Source organism: Halobacterium sp. KA-4 (genome assembly GCF_021028995.1).
Taxonomy (GTDB): Archaea; Halobacteriota; Halobacteria; order Halobacteriales; family Halobacteriaceae; genus Halobacterium.
On the sequence record NZ_JAJJZG010000001.1, the window covers coordinates 17195 to 32928 of the forward strand.

Below are 15734 nucleotides of genomic sequence, written 5' to 3' on the forward strand. Positions count from 1 at the left end.
CGAAAAGAGCCGCTCGTTCGGCGCTACAGGTAGCCTTCTTCCGCGAGGCGCTCGACTGCTTCTTCGAGCCGTTCGGTGCTCGCCGCGTACGAGATGCGCGCGTAGCCCGGCGTGCCGAACGCGCTGCCGGGGACGGTCGCGACGTGGGCGTCCTTCAGGGCGTCCTGGCACCACTGCTGGTCGTCCTCGTCCACCGGGACCATCACGTAGAACGCGCCGTCCGGCTCCGGGACGTCGGTGCCGTGCTCGGCGAACAGTTCCAGCAGGCGGTCCTTCCGGGACTCGAACGCCTCGACCATCTCCTCGACCGCTTCGTCCGTGTTCTCGATGGCTTCGACGCCGCCGTGCTGGACGAAGTTCGTGGCCGAGGAGACGGAGTGCGAGTGCACCTTCCCCGCCTGGTCGATGAGTTCTTCGGGCCCCGCGAGGTAGCCCAGGCGCCAGCCCGTCATCGCGTAGGCCTTCGAGAAGCCGTTGATGGTGACGGTACGCTCGAACATCCCGTCGAGGGCGGCGAGGCTCACGTGCTCGCGGCCGTAGTTGATGTGCTGGTAGATTTCGTCCGAGATGACCGTGATGTCGTGCTCGACGGCGAGGTCACGGACGCTCTCCATGGCTTCACGCGAGTACACCGAGCCCGTGGGGTTGCTCGGGGAATTCACGACCAGCAGTTCGGTGTCGTCCGACACCGCGGCGGCGAGTTCGTCCAGCGCCGGCTCCAATTGGAAGTCGTGCGGCGAGAGGTCCACGCGAGTCAGTTCCGCGCCCGCGATTTTCGCCATCGCCTCGTAGGACACCCACGCGGGGTCCAGCAGCGCGACCTCGTCGCCGTCGTCGACGAGCGCCTGGAACGTCTCGAACAGCGCCTGCTTCGCGCCCGGCGTGACGATGACGTTGCCCGCCTCGTAGTCGATGCCGTCGCCGCGGAGCTTCGCCGCGATGGCCTCCCGCAGTTCCGGGATGCCGTTCGAGGACGTGTAGCCGGTTTCACCGGCTTCGAGGGCGTCCTCGGCGGCGTCCTTGACGTTCTGCGGCGTGTCGAAGTCGGGTTCGCCGACCGAGAGGTCGATGACGTCCTTGCCCTCGGCTTCGAGTTCGTTCGCGAGGTTGCTGACCGCGAGCGTCGCGCTCGGTTCTACTCGTCGTACCCTGTCGGTGAAGTCCATCTTAGAGTTCCTCCGCGAGGTGAATCGCGCTGTCTACGGCTTCCGCTCCCTTCTGTACTCGTTCGCGGGCTTCCGCGCCCGACATCCCCGGCCCGGCGACGCCGAACGCCACCGGCGTGTCGCGGTCGAGGCTGACGTCGGTGAGCTTCTGGGCGGTCGCGTGTGCGATGACCTCGTCGTGGTCGGTGTCGCCCGTGACGATTGCGCCGACGACCGCGACGGCGTCAACGTCGTCGCGGCGCGCGAGCCGGTCGGCGGCCAGCGGCGCGTCGTACGCGCCCGGCACGCGGACCAACTCGACGACGTTGGCGTCCGCGTCGTCGGCCGTCTCCACGGCCGCCGACTCCATCTGTTCGGTGACGCTGCGGTTGAACTCCGCAACGACGAGCCCGAGCTCTACCATACTCATTGGGTCTCCCGGGGCGGATAAAGGCCTACCGTTACGGACAGTTCCCGCGAACCCACAAGTTTGTATGCACCCCGTTCCGTTTGGCGAACGAAATGCCCTCCTTCGGACGCCGCCGAACTACGGCGCTCGCGGTCGCCCTCGCGGTGCTGGCCGCGCTCGCCCTCCGGTTCGTCGCGCTCGGCGACCGCATCTTCCACTGGGACGAGGCCCGGGTCGGCTACTGGGTACTCCAGTACGCCGCGACCGGCGAGTGGGCGTACCGCGCCATCGTCCACGGGCCGTTCCTCTTCCACGTGAACGAGTGGCTGTTCAGCGTCCTCGGGACCAATGACGCCGTCGCGCGAGCACCCGTCGCGGTCGTCGGCGCACTCCTCCCCGTGACGGCGTGGCTGTTCCGTACGCGCCTCGACGACGTGGAAGTCACGGCGCTGGCCGCACTGCTCGCGCTCAATCCCGTGCTCGTCTACTACTCGCGGTTCATGCGCAGCGACGTGCTCGTCGCGGCGTTCAGCGTCGCCGCGCTCGGCCTCGCGGTACGCGCGCTCGACACCCGGCGCGGCGGCTACCTCGTCGCCGCCGGCGCGATGCTCGGACTCGCGTTCACGACCAAGGAGAACGCGCTCGTCTACGTCGCGATGTTCGTCGGCGCGAGCGCACTCCTGCTGGACGAACAACTGTTCACGGCCCGCAAGCGCGACGAATCCTGGGAGCGCGTGCTCCACGAGAACCTCCAGCGCGTCGGGAGCGGCCTGCTCGCGTGGCGGCGCGCCATCGCGGGCGGCGCGCTCGCGTTCCTTGTCATGGTCGTCGTCTTCTACGCACCCCGGCCAGAGTTCTACGCGGCGTTCACGAACCCGACGCAACTACCGGGCGTCATCGCTGCGGGGACGGCCGGCGCGTGGGCGGAGTTCTGGAGCACATGGGGCGTCAGCGGCAGCGCCTCCCGTCAACACAGCTACGTCGCGTTCCTCGCGGACGCGCTACGGACGCTCGGCGCGGCGTCCCTGATGCTCGTCGCTGCCGCAGTCGTCGGCTTCCTCGCGGAGCGCTACGTCGCCGACGAACCCCGTGACCTCGTGCTGTTCGCGGGCTACTGGGCGGTCGCGTCGGTCGTCGTCTACCCCGCGATTACGGACATCTCCGGACACTGGTCGGTCGTGCACGCGGTGGTTCCGCTGGCAATTCCCGCAGCCGTCGGCGTGCGCGTAGTCGTGGACCGCGGCCGGTCAGCCTACCGGAGCGACGACCGTATTGGCGTCGCGCTCGCCGCGCTCGTATTGCTCGCGGTCGCCGGGCAGATGGGGGCCGTAACCGCGGAAACGTCGTACCTGATGCCCCAGGACGAGGATAACGTACTCGTCCAATACGGCCAGCCCGGCAGCGACATGCGCGCGACGCTCGACCGAATCGAGCGCATCGCCCCCGAGAACGAAGGCACGGACGTGCTCTACTACGGCAGCCACTTCCACGTCGCGAGCGAGTACGGCGTCGTGGACCCAGTTAGCGCCGCGGAGACGAACTGGTCCAATCGACTCCCGCTCCCGTGGTACACGGAACGCGCGGGCGCGGTGACCGACTCCACGACGCGACTGTCCAAACCGACGGTCGCCGGGAACAAGACGGTCAGCGTCAAGACCACGGACGCGCCGGTCGTCGTGACGCAGGCGAAACACTACCAGGACGTCCGCGAGCGCCTCGGCCCCGAGTACGAGGGGTGGACGTACGAACTCACGGCGACGAACACGATAATCGTCGTCTTCGTGGACACCGGTACACCGGGCTTCGCCGAACCCGAGTAACCACGGTCGTGTACACTCCATCGGTTCATTCGGCAATTCTTATGCAGGAGTAGGCGGAAGTCGCGGGTGATGACGGTACCCGTTCCCGGAGCGACAGTCGGGGTCGTCGGCGGCGGCCAATTGGGCCGGATGCTCGCGGAAGCCGCGAGCCCGCTGGGCGTCGACGTGGTCGTCCTCGACCCAACGCTGGACTGCCCGGCGTGCCCGCCCGCCGCCGACCAAATCGTCGGTGGATTCGACGACCGCGACGCCATCCGCGAGCTCGCCGAGCGCGCGGACGTGCTCACGTACGAAATCGAGCTCGCGGACCCCGCGGTGCTCGCGAACGTGAGCGACGAGTACGACGTGCCCGTCCACCCGTCCCCGGGGACGCTGGAGACGATTCAGGACAAACTCGTGCAGAACCGGGCGTTCGAGGACACGGGCGTGCCGGTCCCGCCGTTCCGCGCGGTCGACGACGCCGACGACCTCGAAGCCGCCTTCGAGGAATTCGGCCGGCCGCTGATGCTGAAGGCGCGCACCGGCGGCTACGACGGCCGCGGGAACGCGCCCGTGAAGTCGGTCGCGGAGGCTCGCGAGACGTTCGACGGCCTCGACGGCATGGTCGCCGAGAAGCTCGTGGACTTCGAGCGCGAACTCTCGGTCATCGCGGCCAGCGGCGACGGCGAGACGGCGACGTTCCCGGTCGCGGAGAACGTTCACGAGGCCGAGATTCTCCGCGAGTCGGTCGTGCCGGCGCGCGCCAGCGAGCGCGTCCGCGAGGAGGCTACCGAGGTCGCCCGCGACGTGCTCGACGCGCTCGACGGCCGCGGCGTCTTCGGCGTGGAACTGTTCGAGGTGGACGGCCGGATTCTCGTTAACGAGGTCGCGCCCCGCCCGCACAACTCCGGGCACTACACCATCGAGGGCTGTCACACCTCGCAGTTTGAGCAGTTCGCCCGCGCGCTCTGCGGGCTGCCACTCGGGGACACGACGCTCCGCCAGCCGACCGTGATGGCGAACGTGCTCGGCGACCCCGACGACGAGGAGCGCCCCGCCGAGTTGGCGGGCGTGTCGAGTGCGCTGCGGGACGACCGTATCGCCTTCCATTGGTACGACAAACGCGATGTCCGCCCGCTCCGGAAGATGGGCCACGTCACAGTCGTCGGCGACGACCGCGGCGAACTCCTGATGCGTGCTCGCGCCGCCCGCGACGCGCTCTCGTTCACTCCCTCAGACTCATGACTACAGTAGCAGACCTCGTCGAGTTGTTCGAATCGGAAGCACAGCGGGACCGTCCCAGCGAGCAGACGCCCGACGTCGGGATTATCATGGGCAGCGACAGCGACCTCGACGTGATGGCGGGCGCGCACGACGCGCTCACCGACCTCGGCTTCGCGGAAGTCACGGACTACGACGACCCGCCTTCGGGGTACACCTTCGAGTCGTGGGTCGTCTCCGCACACCGGACACCGGACCTGATGTACGCGTACGCGGAGACCGCCGCCGACCGCGGGCTCGACGTCATCATCGCGGGTGCCGGCGGGAAGTCCGCGGACCTCCCGAACATGACCGCGTCGCTTGCGTACCCGATTCCGGTCGTCGGCGTCCCCGTGCAGGAGAAGTCCGTCGACTCGGTCATCGGAATGCCGACGGGCGCACCCATCACGGCCGTCGACGCCGGGAAGTCCTACAACGCCGGGCTGTCGGCCGCACAGTTCCTCGCGACCAGCGACGACGAACTCGCCCAGCGGCTCCGCGACCTCCACGCCGAACGCCGGGACGGCGTCGCGGACGTCTCCCGCGAACTCCACGAACGCGGGACGCCAAGCTTTCGGGCGAGTCGCGACTGACCGGACACTCCCGGACGCCCGAACGCCGCAGTCGCCCTGAAACCCTCGAATTCTCCCGCCTGCGGGCGTGCGGGCATAAATCAACGTTTATGGGCGTGGGGTCCAAACTCCCGCTCGTCACGGAGACACTCCTATGAATCCATGGATCGCCATCGGTATGTTGGCGCTCGTGGGCATCCTCATCCCCGCATCGATGATGGTGGTGTCCTCGCTACTGCGCCCGACCGTACCTGAACAAGGGAAGCGAGCCACCTACGAGAGTGGCGAGGTTCCGACGGGGGACGCGCGCGTCCAGTTCAACATCCAGTACTACATGGTCGCGCTGCTGTTCCTCGTGTTCGACATCGAGACCGTTCTCATCTTCCCGTGGACCGTCATCTACCAGGACGCCGTCCAGTCCGCCGGCCTGACGCGGGCACTGCTGCCGATGCTCGTCTTCATCGGCGTGCTCGTCGTCGGCCTCGCGTGGGCGTGGCGCAAGGGCGTCGTTCAGTGGGTGCGGACACCACGGCACGGAGGAAAACCACATGAGCAGTGACCAACCACGCGACAGTATTACGGGAACCAGCGAACCGCTGACGGACACCCGCGAAGCCCGAATGGGGGAGGGCGTCGACAGCCGGTTCAACTCGAAGCTCCGCGAGGCGTTCGGCTCGACGCCGTTCATCCTCACGAAGTTCGACAAATTCATGAATTGGGTTCGCGGGTCGAGTATGTTCATGCTGCAGTTCGGTATCGCTTGCTGCAGCATCGAGATGATGCACACGTACTCAGTCAAACACGACCTGGACCGCTTCCACGCCGGCGTCCCCCGCGCGTCGCCGCGGCAGGCCGACGTGATGATCGTGCCGGGGACTATCGTCTCGAAGTTCGCCCCGCGCATGAAGCGCGTCTACGACCAGATGCCGGAGCCGAAATTCGTCGTCAACATGGGGAACTGTTCGACCTCCGGCGGCCCCTTCCAGGAAGGATACAACGTCGTGAAGGGCGCCGAGGAAGTCATCCCGGTCGACATCCACATCCCGGGCTGCCCGCCCCGCCCCGAGGCGCTCGTCTACGGCGTCGCGAAACTCCAGGAACGCATCGCCAACGGCGAGTCATCGCCGGTCACGGTCAAGCCCTACGAGCTCGAACAGTTCGGGGACCTCGACCGCGACGAGATGGTCCAGAAGCTCGCCGACGACATCGACGAGGAGACCCTCGTCATGCGCTACAACTGGGCTGATTCGCCATGAGTACGTACGAAGAGCGCAACGTCGAACCCCCGACGACCGAGTCGGGCGACGTCGACGGTGACGCCATCGAAGCGCTGCTCGGCGACCACGTCCTCGACCGCGAGGAACACCTCAACGCCGACGCCTACGTCGTCCGCGCGGACGCCGTCCAGGACGTCCTCCAGACGCTAAAGGACGACGCCGGCTTCGACCACCTCTCGTGTGTCACCGCCGAGGAGCACGAGGACCGCTTCGAGAGCATCTACCACCTCAAGCAGTACGACGACCCGACCAACGAGGTCAGCATCGTCGTACCGACGTCCCGCGAGGAGCCGGTCAGCGAGAGCGCGGCCCCCGTCTTCCGCACTGCCGACTGGCACGAGCGGGAGGCCTACGACCTCGTCGGCGTCCAGTACGACGACCACCCGAACCTCGAACGCATCCTCCTCCCCGACACGTGGCAGGGCCACCCCCTGGGTCTGGACTACAACCAGGACAAGCCCCAGATTGTCACGTTCGAGGAGAACAAGAACCCCCTGGAGGACCACGCCCGCGGCGGCGAGGACTCGGACACGATGTTCCTCAACATCGGTCCCCACCACCCCGCCACGCACGGCGTCCTCCACGTCGAGACGGTGCTGGACGGCGAACAGGTCGCGGACGTCAACCCCGACATCGGCTACCTCCACCGCTGCGAGGAGCAGATGGCCCAGAAGGGGACGTACCGCTACCAGATTATGCCGTACCCCGACCGCTGGGACTACGGCCCGGGCGGCATCATCAACGAGTGGGCGTACGCCCGCGCCGCCGAGGACCTCGCGGACATCGAGGTCCCCGAGTACGCGCAGGTCATCCGGACGATGGGCTCGGAGATGTGCCGCATCGCCTGCCACCTGCTCGCCACCGCGACGTTCGCGCTGGACCTCTACGGCGACTTCACCGCCATCTTCATGTACGGCATGCGGGACCGGGAAATCGTCCAGAACCTCCTGGAGGACCTCACCGGCCAGCGCATGATGTTCAACTACCTCCGCCTCGGCGGGGTCGTCTGGGACATCCCCGAACCCCGCGACGAGTACTTCGAGAACGTCCGGGACTTCCTCGACGACCTCCCGGCGAAGCTCGACGAGTACCACGACCTCATCACGGAGAACGAAATCTTCCAGTCCCGGTGTGTCGACACCGGCTACCTCGACCCCGAGGTCGCGAAGAACTACGGCGTCACGGGCCCGGTCGCCCGCGGCTCCGGCATCGACTACGACCTCCGCCGCGACGACTCCTACGGCTACTACGACGAATTAGAGTGGGACGTCGTCACGGAGGACGGCGGCGACAACTTCGCGCGCCTCCTCGTGCGGATGCGCGAAATCGAGCAGTCCGCCCGCATCATCGAGCAGTGCGTCGACCTGCTGGAGGACTGGCCCGAGGACGAGCGCAATATTCAGGCCAACGTCCCGCGCACCCTCAAGCCCGAAGCCGGCAAGGAGACGTACCGCGCCGTCGAGGGCGCGAAGGGCGAACTCGGCATCTACATCCGCGCGGACGGCACCGAGAAGCCCGGGCGCTTCAAGATTCGCAGCCCGGCGTTCTCGAACCTCTCCGCGCTCAAGGAGATGTCCACCGGGGAGTACATCCCCGACCTCGTCGCCACGCTCGGCAGCCTCGACGTGATTCTCGGGGAGGTGGACCGATAGATGGCGACGGCGACGCCACTCCCCGACACCATCCAGGACATCCTCGGCATCGGCGGCTTCGCCGGGGAACTGCTCTCGATGCTGCTGGGCGCGGCGCTCGTCGGCACCATCATGCTGACGATGACCGCGTTCGCGGGCCCGTGGGCGAAGCGCAAAATCACCGCGGCGTTCACGGACCGCATCTCCGTCAACCGCATCGGCCCGATGGGGCTGGGGACCATCATCGTCGACGCAGTCCGCCTGCTGTCGAAGGAACTCATCATCCCCGAAGGCGCCGACCGGCCCGCGTACGACATCGCGCCGGTCGTGCTCGCGGGCTCGGCGCTGCTCGCGTTCGCCGTCATCCCGATGGGCAACGGCATCCACCTCGCCGACCCCGAGACCGGACTCGTGTTCGTGTTCGCAATCGCGTCGATTGCGAGCCTCGGCCTCCTGATGGGCGGGTACGCGTCGAACAACAAGTACAGCCTCCTCGGCGGCCTACGCGCCGTCGCCCAGAACATCGCCTACGAGATTCCGCTCGTCGTCACCGCGGCCTCCGTCGTGCTGTTCACGGGGTCGCTCCAGATGAGCGAAATCGTCGCCGCCCAGACCGTGGAACTGGTGACCATCGCCGGCATCCGGATTCCGGCGTGGTTCGCGTTCGTCAACCCGTTCGCGTTCGTGCTGTTCATGATCGCGAACCTCGCGGAGGTAGGCCGCAACCCCTTCGACACGCCCGAAGCGCCGACCGAAATCGTCGGCGGCTACCAGACCGAGTACTCCTCGGTGTACTTCGTGCTGTTCTACCTCGGCGAGTTCGTCCACATCTTCCTCGGCGGCGCCATCATCGCGACGCTGTTCCTCGGCGGCCCGGCGGGACCGTTCCTGCCCGGGTTTGTCTGGTTCACCATCAAAATCTGGGCGGTGTTCCTGTTCACGCAGTGGTGCCGGTCGGCGGTCCCCCGCGTGCGCATCGACCAGATTATCGAGATTGGCTGGAAGGGCCTGCTGGTCCTCTCCTTCGCTAATCTCCTGCTCACCGCAGTTATCCTCGGGGTGCTCGGACTATGATTGGACTACTCAAAGGGATGGCAACGACGATGAAACACGCCCTCGACGGTGAGACGTTCACCGTCGAGTACCCGGAGGAAGCGCCCGAAGTCAGTCCGCGCTTCCGCGGGGTGCACAAATTCAGCCAGGAGCGCTGCATCTGGTGTCGCCAGTGCGAGAACGTCTGCCCGAACGACACCATCCAGATTGTCACGGACAAACAGCGCAACGGCGAGCAGTACAACCTCCACGTCGGACAGTGCATCTACTGTCGGCTCTGCGAGGAGGTCTGTCCGGTGGACGCGATTCTCCTCACGGAGAACTTCGAATTCACCGGGGACACGAAACACGACCTCGTGTTCAACAAAGAACAGTTGAAGAACGTGCCGTGGTACAACGACCTCGACCCGCTGGCGTCCCGCGAACCCGACCGGGGTTCCTGGGTCGGCGAAGGCGAAGGCGAGGTCGACTACCAGTAGTTGCGCGCCCGTCTCGAAACCTACAAAGGGCGTATTTGCGAACCACAAGGTGACTGAAATGACGACCGAAACAATCGCGTTCGGGCTGTTCGCGCTGCTCACTGTAGCGTGCAGTCTCGGCGCTGTCCTGGTGCGGGACGTGTGGCACTCCGCGCTGCTGCTCGGCGGCTCGCTGATGAGCTTCGCCGTGCACTACGTGATGTTACAGGCGGAGTTCGTCGCCGCGATGCAGATTCTCGTCTACGTCGGCGGCGTCCTCATCCTCATCACGTTCGCAGTGATGCTCACGCGTCAAACTGGAGGTACAGGAGAGGTGACTAACGCATGACGACGCGACCACGACTGCGCGACCCGTCGACGTTCGCGACGGGCGTCGTCGCGGTCGCGTTGTTCGCGGTGCTCGCAGCTGTGTTCCTCGGCGCCGGGTTCGAGGGCGCGGCCGGGTTCGCCGGCGACGCGAACCTCACGGCGACCATCGGCTACGCGCTGCTGGGCCTGATGGACGTCGCGGGCGAGAACACGGTCGCCAGCGAGGGCTTCCTCGCAGCGTTCATCATCGTCGCGTTGCTGCTGGACGCCGCGCTGGAGGGCTCGGTGCTGCTCGCGAGCCGCGACAACGAAGGGGGTGACGGCGAGTAATGGCGGTCGCCGTCGAGTACTACCTCCTGTTGTCCGCGGCCGTGTTCTGCACGGGTGTGTTCGGCGTGCTCACGCGCGAGAACGCGCTCATGTTCCTCATCAGCGTCGAGCTGATGCTGAACTCGGCGAACATCAACCTCGTGGCGTTCTCGCACTTCTACGGGAACGCGACGGGCCAGGTGTTCAGCCTGTTCGTGATGGCGCTGGCCGCGGCGGAGGTCGCCGTCGGCCTCGGCATCGTGCTCGTGTTGTACCGGAACTTCGACGAAGTCGACGTGCGCAACGCGACGACCATGAGGTGGTAAGATGGTAGGTGCATTCGACTTCACTCCGGCCATTCCGCTACTACCGTTCGCCGCGTTCCTCGTGGCGATGCTCGTCGGCCACTTCGCGCCGCGGCTGCTGCCGAAAGGCGGCGCGATTCCCGGCATCCTCGCGACCGCCGGGTCGCTGCTGTTGTCCATCTGGACGTTCCTGACGGTGAGTGGCGGCAGCTACCACGCACAGGATATCTACACGTGGGTCGTCGGCCAGAACACGTTCAGTCTCCACTTCGGCATCCTCGTCGACCCGCTGTCGGCGATGATGCTGGTCATCGTGTCGCTGGTCGCGGTCCTCGTGCACGTGTTCAGCCTCGGCTACATGAACGACGAGGGCGAGACCGGCCTCCCGCGGTACTACGCCGGCCTCGGCCTGTTCACGTTCTCGATGCTGGCGTTCGTCGTCGCGGACAACCTCCTGATGGCGTTCATGTTCTTCGAGCTGGTCGGGCTCTGCTCGTACCTGCTCATCGGGTTCCACTTCCGGGAGCCCGGCCCGCCGAGCGCCGCGAAGAAGGCGTTCCTCGTCACGCGCTTCGGGGACTACTTCTTCCTCATCGGCGTCGTCGGCATCCTCGCGACGTTCGGCACCGCGCGGTTCGTCGCCGTCGGTGACGGCGTCCACAGCTTCCCGCACCTCGCCGAGCAAGCGCTCGCGGCTGCGGGCGGCGAGGGAACGATGCCCGAACACGTCGCGCACTTCCTCGACGTCATCGGCATGAACGCCGAGACGTGGTTCGCGATTCTCGGCCTACTCGTGCTCGGCGGCGTCGTCGGCAAGTCCGCGCAGTTCCCGCTGCACACGTGGCTGCCGGACGCGATGGAGGGCCCGACGCCCGTCTCCGCGCTCATCCACGCCGCGACGATGGTGGCGGCCGGCGTCTACCTCGTCGCGCGCATGTACGGCTTCTACGCGCTGCTCCCGACCGTCCTCGCGATTATCGCGCTGGTCGGCGGGTTCACCGCGCTGTTCGCCGCGTCGATGGGTGTCGTCAAGGACGAGCTCAAGCAGGTGCTGGCGTACTCGACCATCAGCCAGTACGGCTACATGATGCTCGGCCTCGGCACCGGCGGCTACATCGCTGCGACCTTCCACCTGATGACCCACGCGTTCTTCAAGGCGCTGCTGTTCTTGGGCGCCGGGTCGGTCATCATCGCGATGCACCACAACGAGGACATGTGGGACATGGGCGGCCTCCGCGAGAAGATGCCCGTGACCTACTACACGTTCCTCTCCGGCAGCCTCGCGCTCGCCGGCATCGTGCCGTTCTCGGGCTTCTGGTCGAAGGACGAAATCCTCTACGAGGCGCTCATCTACGGCGCCGGCGACAGCCCGATTCTGCTCGCCGCGTACGCGATGGGGCTGCTCGCGGTGTTCTTCACGGGCTTCTACACGTTCCGGATGGTGTTCCTCACCTTCCACGGCGAACCCCGTAGCGACACCGCCCGCGACCCCCACGGCGTCCGCTGGAACGTCAAGCTCCCGCTGGTCGTCCTCGGGATTCTCGCGGCCACCGTCGGCCTCGTGAACATGACGCCCGTCGCGGAGCTCACGGGCCTCCACATCGAGTATCTCCACCAGTGGCTGGTGATTCCGGAGGCCAGCGACTTCGCCGCGCTCGGCTACGACAACTACCACCACCTGCTCGAACAGTTCGCCGGCTACCACGCCGCGGACATCGGCCCGCTTGCGCCGGGCGCCGTCTCGCTGGCGCTCGCGCTCGGCGGCGCCGGCCTCGCGTGGGTGCTGTACAACGTCGACTCGCCGACCGAGCACACCGAGAAGCTCGGCGGCGTCAAGACCGTACTGTACAACAACTACTACCAGGACGAGTACCAGGTGTGGCTCGCGCAAGGCGTCACGCTCCCGCTCGCCCGCGCCGCCGACACGTTCGACCAGGGCATCGTCGACGGCGTCGTCAACGGCGTCAGCAGCGTGAGTCTGTTCGCCGGCAGCCGCGTCAAGCGGATTCAGGACGGCCTCGTGACGCACTACGCCGCCCTGTTGACGCTGGGTCTGGTCGTCCTCCTGGTGGCCTTCGGCCTCCTCGAGGGGTGGTTCTGAATGTTGATTGAAGCACTCATCGCCGTCACGTTGGTTTCGGCGTTCGTCGTCATGCTCGCACCCGACGAGGTCGCGGGCAAACTGGCGTTCGCCCTGAGTCTGCTCCCCGTCGCGGGGAGCCTCTGGATGTTCGGACAGTTCGACGCGAGCGGTAACGCGCTCTTCGAGAGCGGGAACCTCGCGTTCGAGACGACTGCACGCTGGATTAGCGTCGGCCCGTACGCGCTCAACTGGCACGTCGGCCTCGACGGCATCAGCATGCCGCTGGTCGTCCTGTCGACGCTGCTGACGTCGCTCGCCATCGTGAGCGCGTGGACGCCGATTCAGGAGCGCCAAAGCCAGTTCTACTCGCTGATGCTGTTCATGCTGGCGAGCCTCCTGGGCGTGTTCACGGCACTGGACTTCTTCGTCTGGTTCGTCTTCTGGGAGTTCGTGCTCGTGCCGATGTACTTCCTCATCGGCATCTGGGGCGGCCCCCGGCGGAAGTACGCGGCAATCAAGTTCTTCGTCTACACGAACGTCGCCAGCCTGGTGATGTTCATCGGATTCGTGGCGCTCGTGTTCGCGCTCCCGGTGCAGACGATGGACCTGCCGGCCATCGCGGCCGCGCTCGACGCCGGCAACTTCCAGACGACGTACGGCCTCGGCGCCGAGACCCTGAAGGTCGTCGCGTTCTTCGCGATGTTCCTCGGGTTCGCGGTGAAGGTGCCGCTGGTCCCGATGCACACGTGGCTGCCGGACGCCCACGTGCAGGCCCCCACGCCGGCCTCGGTGATGCTGGCTGGGGTGCTCCTGAAGATGGGGACGTACGCACTGCTCCGGTTCAACTTCACGATGCTGCCGGGCGTCGCGCGCGACTACGCGGTGCTCATCGCTATCTTCGCCGTCGTCTCCGTGATTTACGGCGCGATGCTCGCACTCGCCCAGCAGGACCTCAAGCGCATCGTCGCGTACTCCTCGGTATCGTCGATGGGGTACGTGATTCTCGGGCTCGTGGCGTACAACGTCTACGGGCTCGGCGGCGCGACCTTCCAGATGGTCGCCCACGGCCTCATCTCGGGGCTGATGTTCATGTGCGTCGGCGTCATCTACAACGTTGCCCACACGCGCATGGTCGGTGACCTCTCCGGCATCGCCGACAAGATGCCGGTGACCGCCGCGGTGTTCGTCGCCGCGGCGTTCGGCTACATGGGCCTGCCGCTGATGGCGGGCTTCGCTGGCGAGCTGTTCATCTTCCTCGGCGGCTTCAGCGCCACCTTCCCGTACGCGCAGCTGTTCACGGCGCTGGCGATGTTCGGCATCGTCGTCGTCGCGGGCTACCTGCTGTTCGCGATGCAGCGCGTCCTCTTCGGGCCGTTCAGCGCGGACACGGACTACGACATCGTGCCCGCAGCGCCCCACGACGCGGCAGCCATCGTCGTGCTGGTGTTGCTGGTCGTCGTGCTCGGGACGGTCCCCGAGGTGTTCTATGGCATGATTCAGGACGCGGTCAACCCGATGGTGGACTCGCTGCCGGAGGCAACTGCCTTCCTCACCGGGGGTGAGCTCTGATGGTGGAACTGCCACCGCTGACGCCCCAGATTCTGCTCGGGCTGACGGCCATCGTGCTGTTCGGCATCGACATTATCGCGCCCGACACCCGGAAGAACGGGCTGCTGGCGTCGGTGAGCGCCATTGGCACCGTCGCCGCCGCCGCGACTGCGGTGTGGTTCCTCGCGGCCGGCTCGGGCGATTACCGGTTCGTGCAGTTCGACGGCGCGCTCGTCGTGGACGCGTTGAGCCTGTTCTTCGCGTTCGTCGTCGCAAGCGTCGCCACGCTCGTCGTGATCGGGAGTTACGACTACATCGAGGGCGAGGAGCACGTCTCCGAGTACTACTCGCTGGTGCTGCTGGCGGCGACCGGCATGTCGCTGATGGCGGCCGCCAACAGCCTCGTGACCGTGTTCGTCGCGCTGGAACTGGCGAGCCTCCCGTCGTACGCGCTCGTCTCGTTCCTGAAGACCGACCGTGGCAGCGTCGAAGCCGGCCTGAAGTACTTCCTCATCGGTGCGCTGTCCTCCGCCGTGATGGTGTACGGCATCAGTCTGGTGTACGCCACCACGGGGACGCTCCTGCTGGACGACATCGCGGCCGAAGTCGCCGGCAACCAGTTCGGCGGCGTGCTTGGCCTCGGCATCCTGATGCTCGCCGGTGGGTTCGCGTTCAAGACGGCCTCGGTGCCGTTCCACTTCTGGGCGCCGGAGGCCTACGAGGGCGCGCCCGCGCCGATTAGCGCGTTCCTCTCGTCGGCATCGAAGGCAGCCGGCTTCGCGGTCGCGTTCCGCGTGTTCACGACCGCGTTCCCGCTCGACGCGGTGGCCGCCGTGGCCATCGACTGGTCACTGCTGTTCGCCGTGCTCGCGGTGGTCACGATGACCCTCGGGAACTTCGCGGCGGCCACGCAGAACGAGGTCAAGCGGATGCTCGCGTACTCCTCCATCGGGCACGCCGGCTACGTGCTGATGGGGCTGGCCGCGCTCCAGAGCGGCGCCGCGGAGGCGAACGCCTTCGTGCTCGGCGCGTCGATGACCCACCTGCTCGTCTACGGCTTCATGAACACGGGTGCGTTCCTGTTCGTCGCGCTCGTCGAGTACTGGGACGTGGGCCGCACGTTCGAGGACTACAACGGCCTCGCGACCCGCGCCCCCGTGGCGTGTGTCGCGATGACCGTGTTCATGTTCAGCCTCGCCGGCCTCCCGGTCGGCGGCGGCTTCCTCTCGAAGTACCTGCTGTTCGCGGGGACCGTCCAGGCTGGCTTCGCGTGGCTCGCGGCCATCGCGGCTATCAACAGCGCACTATCGCTGTACTACTACTCGCGAGTCGTCAAGGCAATCTGGATCGAGGACCCCAGCGACGACCTCTCGCTGGCCGGGACGCCGACCGGCCTCTACACCGCCGTCGTCGCGGCGGCGGTGGCGACGGTCGTCCTGCTGGTGGCGTTCGACCCGGTCGCGCAGACCGCCGTCCACGCTGCCGACGTCCTGTTCGCGCTGTAAGCGAACGGGGCACAACGGTACCTTTTAGCGGATTCGGGAGCTATCACGGG

Annotated in this window: 16 protein-coding genes; 14 read left to right on the forward strand and 2 right to left on the reverse strand. The window is 66.7% G+C overall.

All coding sequences use genetic code 11. The annotated features are described in order from the left end of the window. Positions 1-23: 23 nt before the first annotated feature. Together LPA44_RS00085 and ribH are read right to left on the reverse strand one after the other, a co-directional pair. Positions 24-1166, reverse strand: coding sequence for a pyridoxal phosphate-dependent aminotransferase (locus LPA44_RS00085; protein WP_230887566.1), 1143 nt, complete (start codon positions 1164-1166; stop codon positions 24-26). Between the two features lies 1 nt (position 1167). Further along, positions 1168-1569 (reverse strand): 6,7-dimethyl-8-ribityllumazine synthase, encoded by a 402-nt coding sequence (gene ribH, locus LPA44_RS00090; protein WP_230887567.1) that lies wholly within the window; start codon positions 1567-1569, stop codon positions 1168-1170. A 98-nt stretch (positions 1570-1667) separates the two neighbouring features. Here ribH and LPA44_RS00095 point away from each other — a divergent pair, with 98 nt between their 5' ends. The 14 genes from LPA44_RS00095 (at position 1668) to LPA44_RS00160 (ending at position 15684) form a co-directional block, all read left to right on the forward strand. Continuing rightward, positions 1668-3374, forward strand: coding sequence for a flippase activity-associated protein Agl23 (locus tag LPA44_RS00095; protein ID WP_230887568.1), 1707 nt, complete (start codon positions 1668-1670; stop codon positions 3372-3374). A 27-nt stretch (positions 3375-3401) separates the two neighbouring features. After that, on the forward strand, positions 3402-4598 hold the full coding sequence (locus LPA44_RS00100; RefSeq protein WP_330166472.1) for a 5-(carboxyamino)imidazole ribonucleotide synthase: 1197 nt from the start codon (positions 3402-3404) through the stop codon (positions 4596-4598). Then, positions 4595-5206 carry a 5-(carboxyamino)imidazole ribonucleotide mutase gene (purE, locus tag LPA44_RS00105; RefSeq protein ID WP_230887570.1) on the forward strand — a complete coding sequence of 204 codons (612 nt, stop codon included), beginning with the start codon at positions 4595-4597 and terminating at the stop codon, positions 5204-5206. The genes LPA44_RS00100 and purE overlap by 4 nt, the downstream gene beginning before the upstream one ends. 133 nt (positions 5207-5339) lie before the next feature. After that, entirely contained in the window at positions 5340-5744 is a 405-nt protein-coding gene (locus tag LPA44_RS00110; RefSeq protein WP_230887571.1) for an NADH-quinone oxidoreductase subunit A, read from the forward strand. Beyond that, positions 5734-6441: an NADH-quinone oxidoreductase subunit B gene (locus LPA44_RS00115; RefSeq protein ID WP_230887572.1), complete on the forward strand. Its 708-nt coding sequence runs from the start codon at positions 5734-5736 to the stop codon at positions 6439-6441. Before LPA44_RS00110 ends, LPA44_RS00115 begins: the two co-directional genes overlap by 11 nt. Then, the gene (locus LPA44_RS00120) at positions 6438-8114 is read left to right on the forward strand and encodes an NADH-quinone oxidoreductase subunit D (protein WP_230887573.1); all 1677 of its coding nucleotides are present in this window, start codon (positions 6438-6440) and stop codon (positions 8112-8114) included. Before LPA44_RS00115 ends, LPA44_RS00120 begins: the two co-directional genes overlap by 4 nt. Then, complete coding sequence (locus LPA44_RS00125; protein ID WP_230887574.1) at positions 8115-9167, forward strand: complex I subunit 1/NuoH family protein; 1053 nt, start codon at positions 8115-8117, stop codon at positions 9165-9167. It abuts the gene before it with no gap. Further along, positions 9164-9625 carry a NuoI/complex I 23 kDa subunit family protein gene (locus tag LPA44_RS00130; RefSeq protein ID WP_157502830.1) on the forward strand — a complete coding sequence of 154 codons (462 nt, stop codon included), beginning with the start codon at positions 9164-9166 and terminating at the stop codon, positions 9623-9625. Before LPA44_RS00125 ends, LPA44_RS00130 begins: the two co-directional genes overlap by 4 nt. Positions 9626-9683: 58 nt before the next feature. After that, positions 9684-9953 carry an NADH-quinone oxidoreductase subunit J gene (locus tag LPA44_RS00135; RefSeq protein ID WP_230887575.1) on the forward strand — a complete coding sequence of 90 codons (270 nt, stop codon included), beginning with the start codon at positions 9684-9686 and terminating at the stop codon, positions 9951-9953. Beyond that, complete coding sequence (locus LPA44_RS00140) at positions 9950-10264, forward strand: proton-conducting membrane transporter (protein WP_230887576.1); 315 nt, start codon at positions 9950-9952, stop codon at positions 10262-10264. The genes LPA44_RS00135 and LPA44_RS00140 overlap by 4 nt, the downstream gene beginning before the upstream one ends. Next, positions 10264-10569, forward strand: coding sequence for an NADH-quinone oxidoreductase subunit NuoK (nuoK, locus tag LPA44_RS00145; protein WP_230887577.1), 306 nt, complete (start codon positions 10264-10266; stop codon positions 10567-10569). Before LPA44_RS00140 ends, nuoK begins: the two co-directional genes overlap by 1 nt. Before the next feature lies 1 nt (position 10570). Further along, on the forward strand, positions 10571-12649 hold the full coding sequence (gene nuoL / locus LPA44_RS00150; RefSeq protein WP_230887578.1) for an NADH-quinone oxidoreductase subunit L: 2079 nt from the start codon (positions 10571-10573) through the stop codon (positions 12647-12649). After that, the gene (locus LPA44_RS00155; RefSeq protein ID WP_230887579.1) at positions 12650-14200 is read left to right on the forward strand and encodes a complex I subunit 4 family protein; all 1551 of its coding nucleotides are present in this window, start codon (positions 12650-12652) and stop codon (positions 14198-14200) included. Beyond that, positions 14200-15684 (forward strand): NADH-quinone oxidoreductase subunit N, encoded by a 1485-nt coding sequence (locus LPA44_RS00160; protein WP_230887580.1) that lies wholly within the window; start codon positions 14200-14202, stop codon positions 15682-15684. The genes LPA44_RS00155 and LPA44_RS00160 overlap by 1 nt, the downstream gene beginning before the upstream one ends. Positions 15685-15734 lie beyond the last annotated feature (50 nt).

Coding starts and splice junctions, on each gene's coding strand:
- LPA44_RS00085 (WP_230887566.1), bottom strand. CDS start 1,166: ATGGACTTCACCGACAGGGTACGACGAGTAGAACCGAGCGCGACGCTC.
- ribH (WP_230887567.1), bottom strand. CDS start 1,569: ATGGTAGAGCTCGGGCTCGTCGTTGCGGAGTTCAACCGCAGCGTCACC.
- LPA44_RS00095 (WP_230887568.1), top strand. CDS start 1,668: ATGCCCTCCTTCGGACGCCGCCGAACTACGGCGCTCGCGGTCGCCCTC.
- purE (WP_230887570.1), top strand. CDS start 4,595: ATGACTACAGTAGCAGACCTCGTCGAGTTGTTCGAATCGGAAGCACAG.
- LPA44_RS00110 (WP_230887571.1), top strand. CDS start 5,340: ATGAATCCATGGATCGCCATCGGTATGTTGGCGCTCGTGGGCATCCTC.
- LPA44_RS00115 (WP_230887572.1), top strand. CDS start 5,734: ATGAGCAGTGACCAACCACGCGACAGTATTACGGGAACCAGCGAACCG.
- LPA44_RS00120 (WP_230887573.1), top strand. CDS start 6,438: ATGAGTACGTACGAAGAGCGCAACGTCGAACCCCCGACGACCGAGTCG.
- LPA44_RS00125 (WP_230887574.1), top strand. CDS start 8,115: ATGGCGACGGCGACGCCACTCCCCGACACCATCCAGGACATCCTCGGC.
- LPA44_RS00130 (WP_157502830.1), top strand. CDS start 9,164: ATGATTGGACTACTCAAAGGGATGGCAACGACGATGAAACACGCCCTC.
- LPA44_RS00135 (WP_230887575.1), top strand. CDS start 9,684: ATGACGACCGAAACAATCGCGTTCGGGCTGTTCGCGCTGCTCACTGTA.
- LPA44_RS00140 (WP_230887576.1), top strand. CDS start 9,950: ATGACGACGCGACCACGACTGCGCGACCCGTCGACGTTCGCGACGGGC.
- nuoK (WP_230887577.1), top strand. CDS start 10,264: ATGGCGGTCGCCGTCGAGTACTACCTCCTGTTGTCCGCGGCCGTGTTC.
- nuoL (WP_230887578.1), top strand. CDS start 10,571: ATGGTAGGTGCATTCGACTTCACTCCGGCCATTCCGCTACTACCGTTC.
- LPA44_RS00155 (WP_230887579.1), top strand. CDS start 12,650: ATGTTGATTGAAGCACTCATCGCCGTCACGTTGGTTTCGGCGTTCGTC.
- LPA44_RS00160 (WP_230887580.1), top strand. CDS start 14,200: ATGGTGGAACTGCCACCGCTGACGCCCCAGATTCTGCTCGGGCTGACG.